The organism is Nocardiopsis sp. iso_40 (genome assembly GCF_056173285.1).
Window position 1 is genome coordinate 1080874 of the sequence record NZ_CM149666.1, and the last position, 15792, is coordinate 1096665.

Sequence of the window (15792 nt, forward strand, 5' to 3'; positions counted from 1 at the left end):
GTATCCGACGGGATTGTGCCCGGCACCGCCCCGGAGGACGTTGCCGGGCACGGCTCAGCGGGTGCGGCCCTCCACCAGCTCCACGACCCGGTCGGCCCGCTCGGCCACCTTCGGGTCGTGGGTCACCACGACCACGGCGGCGTCGCGCACCCGGGACTGGTCGATCAGCTGGTCCATGATCATGGTGCTGCTGGCGGCGTCCAGGGCGCCCGTGGGCTCGTCGGCCAGCACCAGGGCGGGTTCCCGGCTCAGGGCGCGCGCCAGGGCCACACGCTGCTGCTCACCGCCGGACAGCTGGTGCGGCTGGGAGTGTAGCCGGTGCCCCAGACCCACCGCCTCCAACAACTCCCTGGCACGCGTTCGGCGGCGCAACAGGGGGACCCCGCCCAGCACCATCGGAACACCCACGTTGGCCAGGGCGGAGCGTCGCTCCAACAGGTGGAACTGCTGGAACACGAAGCCGATCCCGTCCCCGCGCAGCCGCGACCTGCGGCCCTCCCGCAGAGACGTGGTGTCGACCCCGTCGAAGGTGTAGGCACCGCTGCTGGGTTCGTCCAGCAGGCCCAACACGTTCAGCAGGGTGGACTTGCCCGATCCCGACTGGCCCACGATGGCCACGACCTCGCCGCGGCTGACATCGAAGGTGCAGTCGTGCAACACGTCGATCCGAGTGCCGGAAACCATGAAGTGCCTGGTCAGGCCCTCCACGCGGAGTAGCGGGGGAGTGGTCCGCCGTCCGGTCGCGGCCACCGGACGGGGAGTGTCGACCGTCATCTAGCCGTCCGTCCCGTACATGTCGTCCATCTCCTCGTCGGCCTCGCCGGGGACGTCGAAACGCGGGTCCAGCGGGACCGGGTCCATGACCGTCTCGCCGACGCTCAGCCCCTCGGTGACCTCGACGAGCTGCCCGTCGGACAGCCCCAGGGAGACCTCGCGGGCCTCCTCGGTGCCGTCGTCGCCGATCACGGTCACCTCGCCCTCCTCGGCGGTGCCGCGCACGGCGGTCACCGGGACGACCACGACGTCCTCGGCCTCGCCCGTGCTCACCGACAGCTTCCCCCGGACCCCGTCGAACACCTGCAGGTCCGAGGGGACCCGGCAGGACAGCTCGGCCCCGGGGCCGCCGCCTTCGGACTCACCGGCGAACGGGTCGAACTCCTCCGGTTCGGGGGCGGGAGCCGAACCCTCCTCCGCCGAGCCCAGGGAGATGAACTCGCACTCGGCGGACGGCGGCCCCTTGTCGATCTTGAGCATGATGTCGCTCGGGTCCTCGTAGAGCCGGTACAGGTCGTTGGCGGGGACCGTGGCCACGGCGCGGAACTCGTCCGGTGCGACGGTGGCCACCGCCGCACCCGGTTCCAGGACGTCGCCGACCTGGACGTCGTCCATGCCCCTGATCGTCCCGGAGGCGGGCGCGTACAGGGTGACCTCGGTGGTCGCGGGCCCATCGTCCTCGTCCGCCCCGGCCGCACCCGCGGCGCCCTCCGCGGGCACCGACACGTTGAGGATCGGGGCACCGTTTTCCACCGCGGCGCCGTTGTCCAGCCACAGGTGCGTGACGGTGCCGCCCTGGCGTGTCTTGAGCGACTTGCCCGGCTCCGGTCGGACGGTCGCGTCGAGCACGAGCAGGGAACTGACCGTGCCCAGTTCCACCTCCACCGGCCCGCCGTCCGCGTCCGCCGCGGACTGCTGGAGGAGCTCCTCCGCCGCCGGGTCGGCGCCTCCCGTGCGGGACAGCAGGAGGTAGCCCGAACCGAACAGGCCCAGAACCAGAATGAGGGCCGCGCCGATGATGATCCACTTCTTCACGTGTTGTCTCCTATTCCCGCAGCCCGGCGACGACGGACGCGCGCAGCGCCCTGATCGCGGGGATGATCCCGGCCAAGAGGCCGACGAAGGCCGCGCTGCCCAGGCCGACCAGCGCGGCCGAGGGCGGAACCGCCATGCTGATGTCGGGCGGCAGCCACACGAAGCGGCCGATGAGGGCCCCGCCCGCGGCGACCAGGGCCCAGGACAGGGCCAGGGCGATCAGCCCGGCGACGAACGCGACCACCACCGCCTCCATGACCACGGCCACGAACAGGGTGAACCTGCTTGCTCCGAGCGCCCGGTAGGTGGCGAGCTCGCGGCGCCGTTCCCGCACGGTGACCAGGCCGACGTTGAGGACGCCGAGCAGACCCGTGGTGAGGGTGATCACCGCGATGCCGATCAGTCCCAGGGACAGGTAGCCGATGATCTCGTTGGTCATCTCCGAGTAGTCGGTGCGGTAGGCCATGAGGCTCTCCCGGCTGTCGACCCCCCACCGCCAGCTGGCTGAGACGAGGCGGTCGGTGAACTCCTCGCCGAAGTCCGCTTCCTCGGCTGCGGTGTCGGAGGGGTCGATCCGGGCGAGGTAGCTGACCTGTGCGGCGGAGTTGTCCCCGGGGTTCCAGGAGGGGCCGAAGACGATCTCCCCGGAGGAGGGCGCGCGCAGCAGGTAGGCGCTGTGCCAGCCGCCCTCGAACACGGAGCTCTGTGAGACACCGACGATCCGGACGTCGGACCAGCGGTCTGTGCCGATCTGGACGTCGGTGTAGTCGCCGAGCTCGGCGGCCAGGGCCTCGTTGACCACCATCACGGGCGCGTGTGACTCGAGGTCAGCCTCGGTGAACCACCGGCCCTCGGCCATGTTGATCCGGCGGATGTCCCCGAGCGCGACGTCCACACCGACGATGCTGATGTCCCGGATGACCTGGTCGCCCTTGCGAAGCGGGGGCGAGTCCTCCATCCGGTTGTGGACGGAGATCTCCAGGGCACCAGCCCGGCCGAGGTCCTCCTCGAACGCGTCGAGGTCGGTGACCTGCTCGAAGACACTGACTTCCATGGTCGCCGCGCGTCCGGCGTTGGCCTCGCTGTAGGCGGTGGCGTAGCGCTGTCCGAGCTCGCCGGCGGTGACCACCATGATCAGGGCACCGACACCGACGACGATGCCCGCGCAGGACAGGATGGTCCTGGCCACGTTGGCCCGGGAACCGGCGAATGCCAGTACGACCCCGGCGGTGAGGGAACGCAGCATGAAGCCCTTTCCCGTCTGTCTGTAGGGCCCGGCGCGGCGTCGGGCGGCGCCGGGGCGCCCCGCGTCGGGCGGGGTGTCAACAGAACCATCGCGGGTGTGGGGGGTTTCGGTTCACTGGGAACCGGGTTTTCTCGTGGCCGAACCCGGACACGCGTCGTCACGGCCGGGGACCCGGGCGCGGCGGCGGGGGAGGCGGTCCGCTCCGGGCCGCGGCCCCGGCGCCGCGGACCTACTCGACCTCGAAGCCGTCGCAGGTGAGGGGTGCACCGCTTCGACTGTCGGACCACACCACCGTGTACACGCCGGGCACGGTCTCCCCGGCGCCGAAGTCCTCGGGGTAGTCCAGACGCGCCCACGCGTCCCCGGCCAGGTCGGCCTCGGCTGCGGCGGCCTCCCCGTCGGGTCCGGTCACGGAGGCGAGGACGGGGCCGGAGTGCTCCGCCTCGGAGTCGGTGAGGCCGAGTCCGACCGGTTCGCCGCCCCCGACCACGGTGCGCGGTGCCTCGCTGCGCCAGCCGCCGGGGAGTTCGGGGTCCACGGCCGGGGTGCAGGCGTAGCGGGCCGGGTCGAACAGGGTGTCGGGCGTGCCGAGCCCGAGCGGACCGGGGGCGGCGCTCTCGCGCACGGTCTCGGCGATCATCTCGCTGAGCTGCCGGGGGCTGTGGCCGTGGCCCTCGCCGCAGGCGGTGGCCAGGAGCAGGACCGCCCCGCAGAGCGCGACCGTGCGCCGCAGGTGGGTTCGGGTGGTCAGCACACAGCGCACATTACTACCCTGCGTGCTGAAGTGGGTGCTCTTTGTGGTTTACGGGGGCGGGTCAGCCCGGGAGACCGCGCCGGGAGCACCCCCTCAGAGCACTCACTCGGGGCGGCGCAGCGGGGTGGGTCCGCCGTTGAGCCAGGTCAGTACCTGGTCGTGGATGGCCCCGTTGGTGCACACCAGCGGCCCGCCGTCCTCGAAACCGTCACCGCGCAGGTTGGTGGCGCGGCCGCCCGCCTCCTCCAGGATGATCGGCAGCGGGGCCGCGTCCCAGAGCGAGAGCTCGGGTTCGGCCGAGATGTCCACGGTCCCCTCCGCCACCATCACGTGCGACCAGAAATCGCCGTAGGCCCGGGTCCGCCACACCGAGCGGGTCAGTCCCAGGAACGACTCCAGCCGCCCCTGCTCCTCCCAGCCGGTCAGTGACGAGAAGCTCAGTGAGGCGTCCGACAGCTCCGTCACCTTGGAGACGTGGCAGCGCGAGGCCTTGGACAGGCTCCTGCCCGTCCAGGTCCCGCCGCCCTTGGACGCCCACCAGCGCCGGTGCAGCGCCGGAGCCGACACCACGCCCACCACGGGGCGGTCGCCCTCCAGCAGGGCGATGAGCGTCGCCCACACCGGGACGCCGCGCACGTAGTTCTTCGTGCCGTCGATGGGGTCGATGACCCACACCCGGTTGCTGTTGCCGGTCCTGCCGTACTCCTCGCCGACCACCGCGTCGCGGGGGCGGGCGCGGGAGAGCACGCTGCGCAGGGTCTCCTCGACCATGCGGTCGGCTTCGGTCACCGGAGTGAGGTCCGGTTTGGTGTCGACAACCAGGTCAAGCGCGCGGAAGCGCTTCACCGCGATGTCGTCGGCAGCGTCGGCGAGCACGTGGGCCAGCCGCAGATCATCGTCAAAGGACGCCATGGCCGACAACGCTACCCTCCCCGGCACGAACACGCCCAAGGCAGCACCCCCGCGTGATCAGAGTGTTAGGGGGAGCACGGGGCGCCGGGGGAGCCAGGGGTGCGCCGGTGCGGGAGCGGGTCCGGGGCCGGAGCACGACGGGAGGCGAGGCCGGATGCGAGGATGGGGGAATGGCAAGCGTGAGCGGAGACAGGCGGCCCCGGGAGGGCACCGGGGCGCGTGAACGCCTGATGGACGCCGCCTACGCCGAGGTGCTGGCGGGGGAGTGGGGGGAGCGGCGGATGGCCGACATCGCCGCGGCCGCCCAGGTGTCCAGGCAGACCCTCTACAACGTCTTCGGCAGCAAGGAGGGGTTGCTCCAAGCGGTGGTGGTGCGTGAGGTCAACGCGCTGCTCGACACCGTGGTGGGGGTCCTGGAGTCCGACGGGCGCGACCCCGCGCACGCGGTGAGCCGCACGACCAGGATGGTCCTGCTCGCGGCCCGGGACAACCCGCTGCTGCGCGCGGTGGTCACCGGTGACGACGAGCTCCTGCCCGTCCTCACCACCAGGTCCGCGCCGCTCCTGGACGCCCTGGGGGAGCGCATCGTGTGGACGCTGCGGGAGCACTGCCCGGAGGCGGACCCCGCCGTCACCGAGGCGGTCGCGGACGTGACCCTGAGGCTGATCGTGTCGTACTCCCTCCAGCCCGTCGACCCGGACCGGGCCGCCCACAGGGTGGAGATGGTCGTGCACGGCATGCTGCCCGTGGACCGCTGAGGAGACCGTGGTGCTGGAAGGGCCGGGACCGAGCGAACCCGAGCGCCGCGAGGTGCTGCGGACCCACATGCCCCGGGGACGGATCACGTCCCTGCCGGTCCGCCGCACGGACCGCCTCGTCCTGCTCGACCAGGTCGCCCGTGCCTTCGAGCCGGGCGTCCGGTACACCGAGGAGGAGGTCAACGCGGTCCTGCGCCGGTTCACCGCCGACCTGGTGGTCCTGCGCCGCAGTCTCACCGACGAGGGCTTCATGGAGCACGACCGGACCCGCTACTGGCGGTGCGGCGGCACCGTCGACCTGTAGGGGGTGTCCGGCGTGCGCCGCACGCCGGACACCCCTCGGCGGTCCCGGGACGGTGGACTCTAGGAACGCTCGACGAGCAGTTCCAGGGCCCCGGTGCCGTCCTCGTGTGCGAAGCCCTGTGCCAGGCGCTCCGCCAGTAGTTCGGAGTAGGGCGCCAGGAGCCGGAAGTCCACTCCCCGCTCCCGGGCCGCCGCGGCCAGGGTGCGGTTACCGGAGACCTGCATGGCCAGGTTGGAGACCACGTCCCTGGTGTAGTCGCCGCTGTCGATCTGCTCGGCCATCGTGTCCGCTGCGGACGCCATCGCGGTGAGCCACGAGGTGAGGAGCTCGGCGAACCCCTTCAGCGGCATCTCCTCACCGCGGACCAGGGCGAAGGCGTGGGTGATCCCGGCCAGCATGCCGTTCATCGCGCTGAGCAGGGCGATGTCGTACAGGGCGGCCGCTCCCGGCCGGGCCCCAGCGAAGCGGACGCCCAGGGGCGCCGCGAGAGCGGGCCGGTGCCGGTCGAAGACCGCCCGCGAGCCGCCGTAGAACACGTAGCCTCCGGCTTCGGGAACGCCGACCATGGGCGGGACCGCCATCACTCCGCCGCTGAGGAAGCGGGCGCCCCGGTCCTGGGCCCACGCGGCGCGGGCGTCCGCCTGGCCCGGGGTTCCGGTGGTCATGTCGACCAGGTCCCTGCCGTGGAGGTCGGTTCCGGCCAGGGCCTCCTCGACCGAGGCGTCATCCAACAGGCAGGTCACCACCAGAGGTCCGGCGGCCACGGCCTCGGCGGCGGTGCCGGCCACGTCGGCGCCGAGCGCGCGGAGCGGTTCGGCACGGGCGGCGGTTCGGTTCCAGACGGTTACCGGGTACCCGGCGGCGAGCCAGGCCCTGCCGAGCGCGGTACCCATCGCGCCGAGGCCGAGCAGGACCACGCGGGGCTTGGTTGACTGTGCGGTGTCGTGTGTCATGCGTTCAGGTTCGGGCCGGGCCCGGAGAGCGGACAAGTACGCACTTCGAAGTGGGCGCGCACCTGTGGGTAAGCATCCAGTTGGGCGAGACGGAACGGAGCGGTCACGTTGGTCACCAGGCGGGCGGAGAACGCGTACCACTGCGGTATCGACGCGGCGATGGACGTGGTGGGCGGTAAGTGGAAGGTGCTCATCCTGTGGGCCCTCGACGAGCACCCGCGCAGGTTCGGCGAGCTGCGCAGGGAGTTGTCAGGCGTCACGGAGAAGGTCCTCGCCTCGCACCTGCGTGAACTGGAGGGCGACGGGATCGTGCACCGGGAGGCCTTCGTCGAGGTTCCGCCGCGCGTGGAGTACTCGCTGACGGACCTGGGGCGGAGCCTGAACCGGGCCCTGGAACCGCTGGGGCTCTGGGGCCGCGAACACGTGCTGGCGCAGGCACCGGTCGACGGGGTCGGCCGAGGCCCTGAGCCCGCGGAAGCCGGGCGGAGCCACGGGGTTTACCGGGTCGGGGAGTAGCACGGGTTCCGCGGGATGCGACGGCCGCGCGGAGCATGCCCGGAGGCCCCGCGCGGCCTGGGGCAGCCGCGGAGGGCGCGGGAGGGCCGGAGCGTTCAGGCGTGCGGGCCGGGCGGGGGCTCCGCGGCCTCGGACTCCTCGTCGCCCTCACGGCTGCTGAGCAGGCGCCTGAGCGAGGCCACCCGTTCGGGGTCGGCCTCCCCCCGGTCCAGGGCCGCCCCGATCGCGCACTCCGGGGCCTCGGGCTGGTGGGTGCAGTCGGGCGGGCAGTCCTCGGCGATCTCCGCGAGGTCGTGGAAACCGGCGACGATCTCCTCGGGTGAGACGTGCGCCAGACCGAAGCTGCGCACACCCGGGGTGTCGATCAGCCAACCGCCCCCGAACCGCAGGGCGAGCGCCGAGGTGGAGGTGTGGCGGCCGCGGCCGGTGACCGCGTTGACGTGGCCCACGGCCCGGTCGGTCCCCGGGACCAGCCGGTTGACCAGGGTCGACTTGCCCACGCCGGAGGAGCCCACGAACACCGTGGTCCTGTCGGCCAGGCGGGCGCGCAGCCCGTCGAGGCGGCCCTCCGGGCTGAGCACCTCGTACGGGAGCCCCAACGGCCTGTAGGCGCCCAGCATCTCGTCGGGGGAGGCCAGGTCCGCCTTGGTGAGGCAGAGCAGCGGCTCCAGCCCGGCGTCGTAGGCGGCCACCAGGCACCGGTCCACGAAGCGCGGCTGGGGTGCGGGGTCGGCGAGGGCGCAGACGATGGCGAGCTGGTCGGCGTTGGCGACGATCACCCGCTCCACGGGGTCGGTGTCGTCGGCGGTTCGTCTGAGCACCGAGTCGCGCTCACGGACCCGGACCACCCGCGCCAGGGTGTCGGGCCGGCCGGACAGGTCGCCGACCACGTCCACCCGGTCGCCGACCACGATGGAGCCCCGGCCGAGCTCGCGGGCCTTCATGGCGACCACGGGGACGCCGTCGACCAGGCAGCGGTACCGGCCCCGGTCGACGGCGGTGACCAGGCCCTCCACGGCGTCCTCGTGCTTGGGCCGCTTACGGGTGCGCGGTTTGGAACCGCCCCGGGCGCGTACGCGGATGTCGTCCTCGTCCAGGTGGCGTCCCCCGCCCCGCGTGCGGCTCATGCCAGGACCTCCGACCACAGGCCCGGGAAGTCGGGCAGGGTCTTGCGCGTCGTGGCGATGTTCTCCACCTCCACTCCGGGCACCGCGAGCCCGATGACCGCGCCGGACGTTGCCATCCGGTGGTCGTCGTAGGAGTGGAACACCCCGCCGTGCAGCGACCTGGGGCGGATGACCAGACCGTCGGGCAGCTCCTCGGCGTCTCCGCCCAGCCGGTTGATCTCGGCGGCCAGGGCGGCGATGCGGTCGGTCTCGTGGCGGCGCAGGTGGGCGATGCCGGTCAGCCGGGAGGGGGAGTCGGCCAGGGCGGCCACGGCGGCGATGGTCGGGGTGAGCTCGCCGACGTCGCGCAGGTCCGCGGTGATGCCGTGGATCCCGCCGGTGCCGCGCAGGGTCAGGTCCGTGCCGTCGGCGCCGGAGCGGGAGACCTCGCCGCCCATCCGGGTGAACAGCCCGCGCAGGGCGTCACCGGGCTGGGTGGTGTGCGTCGGCCACCCCTGGACGGTCACCTCGCCCTTGCTGACCAGCGCGGCGGCGAGGAAGGGGGCGGCGTTGGACAGGTCCGGTTCGACGGTGATCTCGGTGGCCCGGACCGGCCCCGGACCGACCTTCCACGAGTTCTCGGCGGTGGTGACGTCGACGCCGACCGCACGCAGCATCTCGACGGTCATGTCCAGGTGCGGCTGGGAGGGGACCGGCGGCCCCTCGTGGCGCACGTGCACCCCTTCGGTGAAGCGGGCGCCGCTGAGCAGCAGGGCCGAGACGAACTGGGAGGACCCCGAGGCGTCCAGGGTGACCTCGCCGCCGCGCACGGCACCGGTCCCGTGGATGGTGAGCGGCAGGGCGCCGCGCCCCCCGTCGTCGATGTCGGCGCCCAGGGCGCGCAGCGCGCGGAGGAGCTCGTCCACGGGCCGCTCACGGGCCCGGGGGTCGCCGTCGAAGTGCACGTCACCGTCGGCCAGGGCGGCCAGCGGCGGCACGAAGCGCATGACGGTGCCGGCGTTGCCGACGTCCACGGCGGCCGGTCCGCGCGGGGGCGCCGGGGTGACGGACAGGTCGGGGACGGCGCCCGGGGACGGTGCGGGCAGCTCCTCGATCCGGGTTCCGAGCGCGCGCAGGGCGCCCACCATGAGCTCGCTGTCCCGGCTGACCAGGGGGCCGCGCACCGTGCACGGCGTTTCGGAGAGCGCCGCGAGGATCAGGGCCCGGTTGGTGACGGACTTGGAACCGGGAAGGGAGATCCGGGCGCGCACCGGCTGGCGGGCGGTGGGCGCGGGCCAGTGCTCCCCGGCGGGGGCGGCTGCGGTCTGGTCGGGCTGCGTGGACGCGGAGTCAGGCATGCCCCAAGGTTATCGGGCCGGGCGCGGTCGCACGGTGGTCGATTCCGGCCTGTGGACAACCGGGCCGCGGGTCCCCGGGGCCGGAAGGGAGGTTGGTCGGACGTATCCTGGCATGCGCCATGGTGTATCTGGATCACGCAGCCACGACCGAGGTCCGCCCCGAGGTGATCGCCGATGTGGCGGCGGAGCTCGGTGCCCTCGGCAACCCCTCGTCCCTGCACGGCCACGGACGGGCCGCCCGGCGAACCGTCGAGGAGGCGCGCGAACGCGTCGCCGAGGCGGTGGGGGCGACCCCGCACGAGGTGGTCTTCACCGCGGGGGGGACCGAGTCGAACAACATCGCGCTCAAGGGCCTGTACTGGGCCCGCAACGCCGAGGACCCGGCGCGGGTGCGGATCCTGGTCAGCGCCGTGGAGCACCACGCCGTGCTCGACCCCGCCCGCTGGATGGCCGACCACCAGGGCGCCTCCTGCGAGGAGCTGCCCGTGGACGCCCTGGGCCGGGTCGACCCCCGGGCCCTGCGCGCGGCGATCGAACGCGACCCCGCCTCGGTCGCCCTGGTGTCGGTGATGTGGGCCAACAACGAGATCGGCACGGTGCAGCCGGTGCGCGAGCTGGCCGCGGTCGCCGCCGAGTACGGCGTCCCCTTCCACACGGACGCGGTCCAGGCTGTGGGGGCGCAGGAGGTCGGGTTCGCGTCCAGCGGGGTGAGCGCCCTGACGCTGAGCGGCCACAAACTCGGCGGTCCGGTGGGCAGCGGGGCGCTCGTGGTGGCGCGGGGCGTCGCCCCGGTGCCGGTCCTGCACGGCGGCGGACAGGAGCGCGACATCCGCTCCGGGACCCTGTCGGCCCCGCTCGCGCGGGGGCTGGCGACCGCCGTCCACCTGGCCGTCGAGGGACGCGAGGAGCACGCCAAGCACCTGTCCGCGCTCCGGGACGAACTGGAGTCCCGGGTCCGCGGGGTCGTCCCCGACGTGGTGGTCAACGGCGACCCGGAGCTGCGCCTGCCGGGGATCGCCCACCTGTCGTTCCCGGGCTGTGAGGGCGACGCCCTGCTGATGCTGCTGGACGCCAGGGGGATTTCCTGCTCCACCGGTTCGGCCTGTTCGGCGGGGGTGGCCCAGCCCAGCCACGTGCTGCTGGCCGCCGGTGCCGGGCCCGAGGCGGCCCTGAGCAGCCTGCGCCTGTCGCTGGGCCGGACCTCGACCGCCGAGGACGTGGACCGGCTGGTCGGCGAGATCGGCCCGGCGGTCGAGCGAGCCCGTGCGGCCATGGCCAAGCGGCGGCGCTGACCTCTCGGGAACGGCCCCCGGGGCCGGACCTGGGCGGCCCCGGCCGTGGCGCCTACAACTGGAGGCCGAGCACCTTGCCGGCATCGGCCACCAGCGCGGCCAGGTAGTCCCCGGCGGTGCCGCCGGGGGCCAGCAGGGCGGCCTGTCCGGACCACAGGTTGAGCCGGTCGGGCCGTTCGAGCTCCGCGGCCCTGGCCCGGATCGGCAGCATGAGGTTGTTCTGTGCCGGGTAGGGCGGGACCCGGTCCTCGGCGTCGGCCATCCCCCGCACCAGGTCGTTGGCGATCCCCCTGGCCGGGCGCCCGGAGAAGAGCCGGGTGAGTACGGTGGTCCGCGCCTCTTCGGAGCCGAGCGCCCTCCGGTGGGCCGGGCTCGCACCCGACTCCCGGGTCCGGAGGAAGCCGGTCCCCACCTGGACGCCGTCAGCGCCCAGGGTCAGGGCGGCGGCGACGCCGCGCCCGTCGGCGATTCCGCCCGCTGCGACGACCGGGACGGTCACGGCGTCACTCACCTGGGGGACCAGGGAGAACGTTCCGACGAGCGACTCGCGCACGGGCGCCAGGAACGAGCCGCGGTGTCCGCCCGCGTCGCCACCGGAGGCCACGACCACGTCGCATCCGGCCTCCTGGAGCGCCCGGGCCTCGGCGACCGTGGTGGCCGTGCCGATGAGCGGCGCTCCGATCCGCCGGGCCCCCTCGACCAACCGCTGGGGAGGCGGGCCCATCACGACGCTGATCACCGGGGGCCGGGCCGCCAGGACCGCGTCCAGCTGGGCCTCGAAGTCCACCCGGGTGTTGACGGTGTCCAGCTCGGGCGGGGCGAGCCCGAACTCGGCGTAGTAGGCGGTGAGCCGGTCGGTGTGCGCCGCCAGTGCCTCCGTGTCCGGTACGGGCCGCTCCTCCTCGGCGCGCGGTATCCACAGGTTGACGGCGAACGGTGCCGAGACGGCCGCGCGGATCCGCTCCACCAGGGGGCCGATCCGTTCGGGGGCCATGGCGTGCACGCCGTAGGATCCCAGACCGCCCGCCTCGGAGACCGCCGCGGTCAGGTCGACCGTGGACAGTCCGCCGCCGAACGGCCCCTGGACCACGGGGTGGCGGATGCCCAGAACCGAGGTGAGGGCGGCGCCGGTTAGCTGGCCGGGGTTCACGCGGCCACCGCCGCGCGCCCGTGCTCGAAACGCACCGCGGCCCGTGCGACCTGGGCGCCCAGGTGCTCGGCCGTGCGCAGGTCGCCGTCCCCGGGGGCCTGGTCGGGGCCCAGGTCGGCCGGGGACTGGGCCATGGCGCCGGTGAAGCCCGCGAGGCGGTTGAGGTCCGCGCGGCTGCCCCGGCTGGAGTACTCGCCGCCCGGGGCCAGGCCGAGCGGTACCCAGATCATTCCGTGCTGTGCGGCGAACACCGCGAGTGCGCTGAGGGCGGTGTCCTTGTTGCCGTTGGTTCCGGCGGAGTTGGTGAACCCGGCCGCGAGTTTGCCCTGCCAACGCCGTTCCTGCCAGACGGGGGCGGTGGCCTCGGCGAAGCCCTGGAAGACGGCGGAGCTGCCGCCCATGTAGGTGGGGGTGCCGAACACGATCGCGTCGGCGCTGTCGAGTGCGGCCCACAGGACGTCGTCGGGGGCGGTGACGTCGTGCAGTGAGGACCGGGCGCCGCTCGTGCTCGCGGCCCCTCGGGCGACCGCCTCGGCCTGCCGGGCGGTGTGGCCGTAGCCGCTGTGGAAGGCGACGGCGACTCGGACGTCGTGCATGGGGGACTCTCTTCCTCCGTGGGGTGGGCCCGTCGGCCCGCGTTGGGACAAACATAGACGACCGGTCAACTATTTGGCAATGCCGGGATCCTGTGACTCAACACTGATAGTTGACCGGACGTATACTCTTGGTCCATGGGACGGACGAGCGACGCGAGGGAACGCATCCTGGACTCCTCGCGCAGACTCATGCGCGCGCGGGGCTACACGGCCCTCGGGATCGCGGACATCTGCGCCGACGCCGGGGTGAAGAAGGGCAGTTTCTACCACTTCTTCGACTCCAAGCAGGCGCTGACCGCGGAGGCGGTCGACGAGCAGTGGGCCCAGGAGCGCCGCGCGCTGGAGGCAGCCCTGGCCGAGGCCGCCGGAGGGCCCCTGGGCAGGCTCCGCGCCCTGGTCGAGTGCCTGCTCGGTACCCAGCGCACCGACCACAGCGAGTCGGGGGTGATCCACGGGTGCCTCTACGGCAACCTCGCCCTGGAGCTGAGCGGACAGGAACCGCAGGTGCGCCAGCGGCTGTCCGAGGTGTTCGACGAGCAGGTCGGCATGGTCGCCCGCCTGATCGGCGAGGCGCAGCAGGCGGGACTGGTCGGATCGACGGCCGGAGCCGACGCCCTGGCCAGGTCGACGGTCGCGCAGATCGAGGGCATGGTGCTGCTCGCCCGGGTGCGCAACGATCCCGCACTGTTGGACGAGGTCTGGCCCGGCGCCGCACGGCTGCTGGGCGTGGCCTGATCCCCGGGCCGCGGCCGTCGGCCCGGGAACCCCGTGGGAATGGCCGTTAACCGTCCGCGTGGTTGATGGTCACCGACTCCAGGACGACGTCGCTGAGGGGACGGTCGTTGGCGTCCGTCTCGACCATCGAGATCGCCTCCACGACCGCCATCGACTCCTCGTCGGCCACCCTGCCGAAGATGGTGTGCTTGCCTTCCAGCGACGGGGTCGGCTCCACCGTGATGAAGAACTGGGACCCGTTGGTGTCCGGACCCGAGTTGGCCATCGCCAGTACGCCCGGCTCGTCGAAGGTCAGGTCCGAGTCGAACTCGTCCTCGAACTGGTAGCCGGGGCCGCCGCGGCCGGTGCCCTGCGGGTCGCCGCCCTGGATCATGAAGTCCTCGATCACGCGGTGGAAGACCGTGCCGTCGTAGAACTCGTCCCGGCCCGTCTCCGGGTTGGCCGGGCCGTTGCCCTCGGCGAGATCGACGAAGTTGGTGACGGTCAGTGGTGACTCGGAGGCCAGCAGTTCCACCCTGATGTCGCCCGCACTGGTGTGGAGCGTGGCGCCTCCCGCGTCCGAGGTGGGCTTCTCCTCCTCCTGGCACGCCGAGGTGGCGAACAGGGCGGTGCAGGCGAGGATCGATACCGGCAGGGTCAAACGGTTCATGGTTCACTTCCGAGATCAGGTGCGCAGCGGGCGGCACACAGAGTACTGCGCACAAGTGCACACCAAATCCCGGGGCGGTGCCTGACCGAAACTCGGCGGCCGGGTCAGGAGGCGGGGCCCGCCGGGTCCTCGTCCCCGTCGCGACCTCGCGGCCCCCCGGTCTCCGGGCCGTCGCCGGTTTCCGCCCCGGGGCCGCCGCCGGCCTCCCGGGCCTGCCGTTCCTGCATCTCCCTGGCCCGGCGGCGCTGTTCCTCGGCGCGTTCGCGGCAGCGCCGCAGGAAGGCCTCGTCCTCCTCCGGGGAGGCGGCCCGGGCGCGTCCGGGGTGCTCGTACTCGGGGAAGGGCGGCGCGGGGCCGACCGGGCCGCCGGGCAGCGCGGGCTCCCGCGGCGGGCGTCCCAGCAGGAACCACAGCGCGGCACCGAGTTTGGGCAACAGGAGGACGATCACCGCCCACACCGGCTTCGGCAGGAGCCTGATCCGCTCGGTGTCCGACCCGATGACGTCGAACAGCACGTACACCCAGAACGCGAGCGACATCAGCGCGAGGAGGAGGGCGAGGTGGACCAACGGACCTTCCAATCGGGGGAAACACTCGACAGAGAGGGGCGACATCGTCGACTTTGTGCTGACTTATCACGGATGGCCGCTCCCGCCCGGTCGCTTGACCAGCCGCCCCGGCGCGGGAGAAGGTTCGAACAGAGGGGCTGGGGCGTCGAACCGAGGGTACGTCACCACAGGCCCGCAAACCTCGGGCGAGGACGGGAGAGGTTATGGGTGTGAACACCGTGTTGCCGTCGGCGATGTGGCTCCCCTTCGGGGCTCGGGTACTGCGTGCCCGCTCCGACCGGGGCCTCTCGCGCGCCGAGCTCGCCGAGAACGTGGGAGTGACCGACGACAAGCTCCGCGAGGTCGAGGACGCGCACTGCCGACCGGCCCGCTCCCTGGTCGAACGGGTCGACACCGTCCTGGGCACCGAACACCAGCTGGTCGACGCCTGGGCGATCACCATCCAGGCGGAGGCGTTCCCCACCGAGTTCGGCGACATGAGCGAACTCGGCACGCACGCCGCCCGCCTTTGGGAGCACCAGCCGATGACGGTCCCCGTCTTCCTGCGCACCCGCGAGTACTCGCGGGCGGTCCTCGAACCCGGCCACCCCAACCTGGAGCCCGCGGAGATCGAGGCCATGGTGGACGGGGAGATGGCCGACCGGGCGGCGATGACCGGACCGGGCGGTCCGGTCCTGCGCGTGGTCCTCAACGAGTCCGTGCTCCAGCGGCCCCAGGGCGGCGCCGACGTGCTCAACGGCCAGCGCGACTTCCTCGCCGACCTCATCAAGGCGGGCATCGTCGACCTCGGGATCATCCCCGAGAAGACGCCGAACCACCCGGGGCTCGGCGGGGCCTTCCGGATCATGGAGTTCGCCGACCGCCCCAGCATGGTCTACGCCTTCGCCGCCCAGGGCGGCGAACTCACCGGGGACAGCGAGGACGTCGGCCACTGCCGGATGGTGCGCGACTCCATCGAGGAGGTCAGCGTCGACCTGAGCCCCGAGTCCGAACTCCTCACCGCGCGCTGGCCGGCCGACTGACCGGCCGCAGGGCACGGACGGGCCCACCGCCCGGTTCCGCGCGAACGGGTCGGCGGGCACGGC

General features: G+C 73.0%; 18 protein-coding genes. 6 read left to right on the forward strand and 12 right to left on the reverse strand.

The window, feature by feature from the left end; translation table 11 throughout:
• Positions 1-54: 54 nt before the first annotated feature.
• The 5 genes from AC0VYD_RS04790 to hisN form a co-directional block, all read right to left on the reverse strand.
• Positions 55-774, reverse strand: coding sequence for an ABC transporter ATP-binding protein (locus AC0VYD_RS04790; protein ID WP_475478763.1), 720 nt, complete (start codon positions 772-774; stop codon positions 55-57).
• Positions 775-1809: a permuted SH3 domain-containing protein gene (locus AC0VYD_RS04795; protein ID WP_475478764.1), complete on the reverse strand. Its 1035-nt coding sequence runs from the start codon at positions 1807-1809 to the stop codon at positions 775-777.
• 10 nt (positions 1810-1819) lie between these two features.
• Positions 1820-3055, reverse strand: a complete 1236-nt coding sequence (locus AC0VYD_RS04800; RefSeq protein ID WP_475478765.1) for an ABC transporter permease — start codon at positions 3053-3055, stop codon at positions 1820-1822.
• 229 nt (positions 3056-3284) lie between these two features.
• Positions 3285-3818 carry a hypothetical protein gene (locus AC0VYD_RS04805; protein ID WP_475478766.1) on the reverse strand — a complete coding sequence of 178 codons (534 nt, stop codon included), beginning with the start codon at positions 3816-3818 and terminating at the stop codon, positions 3285-3287.
• A gap of 93 nt (positions 3819-3911) precedes the next feature.
• Positions 3912-4721 (reverse strand): histidinol-phosphatase, encoded by an 810-nt coding sequence (gene hisN / locus AC0VYD_RS04810; protein WP_191268397.1) that lies wholly within the window; start codon positions 4719-4721, stop codon positions 3912-3914.
• A 170-nt stretch (positions 4722-4891) separates the two neighbouring features.
• Here hisN and AC0VYD_RS04815 point away from each other — a divergent pair, with 170 nt between their 5' ends.
• The gene (locus tag AC0VYD_RS04815) at positions 4892-5479 is read left to right on the forward strand and encodes a TetR family transcriptional regulator (protein WP_473036491.1); all 588 of its coding nucleotides are present in this window, start codon (positions 4892-4894) and stop codon (positions 5477-5479) included.
• 10 nt (positions 5480-5489) lie between these two features.
• The gene (locus AC0VYD_RS04820) at positions 5490-5783 is read left to right on the forward strand and encodes a DUF2087 domain-containing protein (protein WP_473036490.1); all 294 of its coding nucleotides are present in this window, start codon (positions 5490-5492) and stop codon (positions 5781-5783) included.
• 59 nt (positions 5784-5842) lie between these two features.
• Here the strand turns inward: AC0VYD_RS04820 and AC0VYD_RS04825 are convergent, their stop codons facing one another.
• Positions 5843-6736, reverse strand: a complete 894-nt coding sequence (locus AC0VYD_RS04825; protein WP_475478767.1) for an NAD(P)-dependent oxidoreductase — start codon at positions 6734-6736, stop codon at positions 5843-5845.
• Between the two features lie 108 nt (positions 6737-6844).
• On the opposite strand from AC0VYD_RS04825, the gene AC0VYD_RS04830 reads away from it, so the two are divergent.
• Positions 6845-7252, forward strand: a complete 408-nt coding sequence (locus AC0VYD_RS04830) for a winged helix-turn-helix transcriptional regulator (RefSeq protein WP_475478768.1) — start codon at positions 6845-6847, stop codon at positions 7250-7252.
• A 95-nt stretch (positions 7253-7347) separates the two neighbouring features.
• Here AC0VYD_RS04830 and rsgA read toward each other — a convergent pair whose 3' ends face one another.
• Complete coding sequence (gene rsgA, locus AC0VYD_RS04835; protein WP_475478769.1) at positions 7348-8379, reverse strand: ribosome small subunit-dependent GTPase A; 1032 nt, start codon at positions 8377-8379, stop codon at positions 7348-7350.
• On the reverse strand, positions 8376-9716 hold the full coding sequence (gene aroA, locus AC0VYD_RS04840; RefSeq protein ID WP_475478770.1) for a 3-phosphoshikimate 1-carboxyvinyltransferase: 1341 nt from the start codon (positions 9714-9716) through the stop codon (positions 8376-8378). Before aroA ends, rsgA begins: the two co-directional genes overlap by 4 nt.
• A gap of 119 nt (positions 9717-9835) precedes the next feature.
• Between aroA and AC0VYD_RS04845 the strand changes: the two genes are divergently transcribed.
• Entirely contained in the window at positions 9836-11008 is a 1173-nt protein-coding gene (locus AC0VYD_RS04845; RefSeq protein ID WP_475478771.1) for a cysteine desulfurase family protein, read from the forward strand.
• 52 nt (positions 11009-11060) lie between these two features.
• On the opposite strand, the gene AC0VYD_RS04850 is transcribed toward AC0VYD_RS04845, so the two are convergent.
• Together AC0VYD_RS04850 and AC0VYD_RS04855 are read right to left on the reverse strand one after the other, a co-directional pair.
• Complete coding sequence (locus AC0VYD_RS04850; protein WP_475478772.1) at positions 11061-12158, reverse strand: NAD(P)H-dependent flavin oxidoreductase; 1098 nt, start codon at positions 12156-12158, stop codon at positions 11061-11063.
• Positions 12155-12754, reverse strand: a complete 600-nt coding sequence (locus AC0VYD_RS04855) for a flavodoxin family protein (protein ID WP_475478773.1) — start codon at positions 12752-12754, stop codon at positions 12155-12157. The genes AC0VYD_RS04850 and AC0VYD_RS04855 overlap by 4 nt, the downstream gene beginning before the upstream one ends.
• A 135-nt stretch (positions 12755-12889) precedes the next feature.
• Between AC0VYD_RS04855 and AC0VYD_RS04860 the strand changes: the two genes are divergently transcribed.
• Entirely contained in the window at positions 12890-13489 is a 600-nt protein-coding gene (locus AC0VYD_RS04860) for a TetR/AcrR family transcriptional regulator (RefSeq protein ID WP_475478774.1), read from the forward strand.
• 46 nt (positions 13490-13535) lie between these two features.
• Here AC0VYD_RS04860 and AC0VYD_RS04865 read toward each other — a convergent pair whose 3' ends face one another.
• A complete protein-coding gene (locus AC0VYD_RS04865; protein WP_475478775.1) occupies positions 13536-14138 on the reverse strand; it encodes a peptidylprolyl isomerase in 603 nt (200 codons plus the stop codon).
• A gap of 104 nt (positions 14139-14242) precedes the next feature.
• Positions 14243-14707, reverse strand: a complete 465-nt coding sequence (locus AC0VYD_RS04870; protein ID WP_475478776.1) for a PLD nuclease N-terminal domain-containing protein — start codon at positions 14705-14707, stop codon at positions 14243-14245.
• A 203-nt stretch (positions 14708-14910) separates the two neighbouring features.
• Here AC0VYD_RS04870 and AC0VYD_RS04875 point away from each other — a divergent pair, with 203 nt between their 5' ends.
• Positions 14911-15729 (forward strand): helix-turn-helix domain-containing protein, encoded by an 819-nt coding sequence (locus tag AC0VYD_RS04875; protein ID WP_475478777.1) that lies wholly within the window; start codon positions 14911-14913, stop codon positions 15727-15729.
• Positions 15730-15792: the final 63 nt, after the last annotated feature.

Bases quoted from the DNA above. Each gene is read 5' to 3' on its own strand.
- AC0VYD_RS04790 (WP_475478763.1), bottom strand. From the start codon at position 774: ATGACGGTCGACACTCCCCGTCCGGTGGCCGCGACCGGACGGCGGACC.
- AC0VYD_RS04800 (WP_475478765.1), bottom strand. From the start codon at position 3,055: ATGCTGCGTTCCCTCACCGCCGGGGTCGTACTGGCATTCGCCGGTTCC.
- hisN (WP_191268397.1), bottom strand. From the start codon at position 4,721: ATGGCGTCCTTTGACGATGATCTGCGGCTGGCCCACGTGCTCGCCGAC.
- AC0VYD_RS04815 (WP_473036491.1), top strand. From the start codon at position 4,892: ATGGCAAGCGTGAGCGGAGACAGGCGGCCCCGGGAGGGCACCGGGGCG.
- AC0VYD_RS04825 (WP_475478767.1), bottom strand. From the start codon at position 6,736: ATGACACACGACACCGCACAGTCAACCAAGCCCCGCGTGGTCCTGCTC.
- rsgA (WP_475478769.1), bottom strand. From the start codon at position 8,379: ATGAGCCGCACGCGGGGCGGGGGACGCCACCTGGACGAGGACGACATC.
- aroA (WP_475478770.1), bottom strand. From the start codon at position 9,716: ATGCCTGACTCCGCGTCCACGCAGCCCGACCAGACCGCAGCCGCCCCC.
- AC0VYD_RS04845 (WP_475478771.1), top strand. From the start codon at position 9,836: ATGGTGTATCTGGATCACGCAGCCACGACCGAGGTCCGCCCCGAGGTG.
- AC0VYD_RS04855 (WP_475478773.1), bottom strand. From the start codon at position 12,754: ATGCACGACGTCCGAGTCGCCGTCGCCTTCCACAGCGGCTACGGCCAC.
- AC0VYD_RS04860 (WP_475478774.1), top strand. From the start codon at position 12,890: ATGGGACGGACGAGCGACGCGAGGGAACGCATCCTGGACTCCTCGCGC.
- AC0VYD_RS04865 (WP_475478775.1), bottom strand. From the start codon at position 14,138: ATGAACCGTTTGACCCTGCCGGTATCGATCCTCGCCTGCACCGCCCTG.
- AC0VYD_RS04875 (WP_475478777.1), top strand. From the start codon at position 14,911: ATGGGTGTGAACACCGTGTTGCCGTCGGCGATGTGGCTCCCCTTCGGG.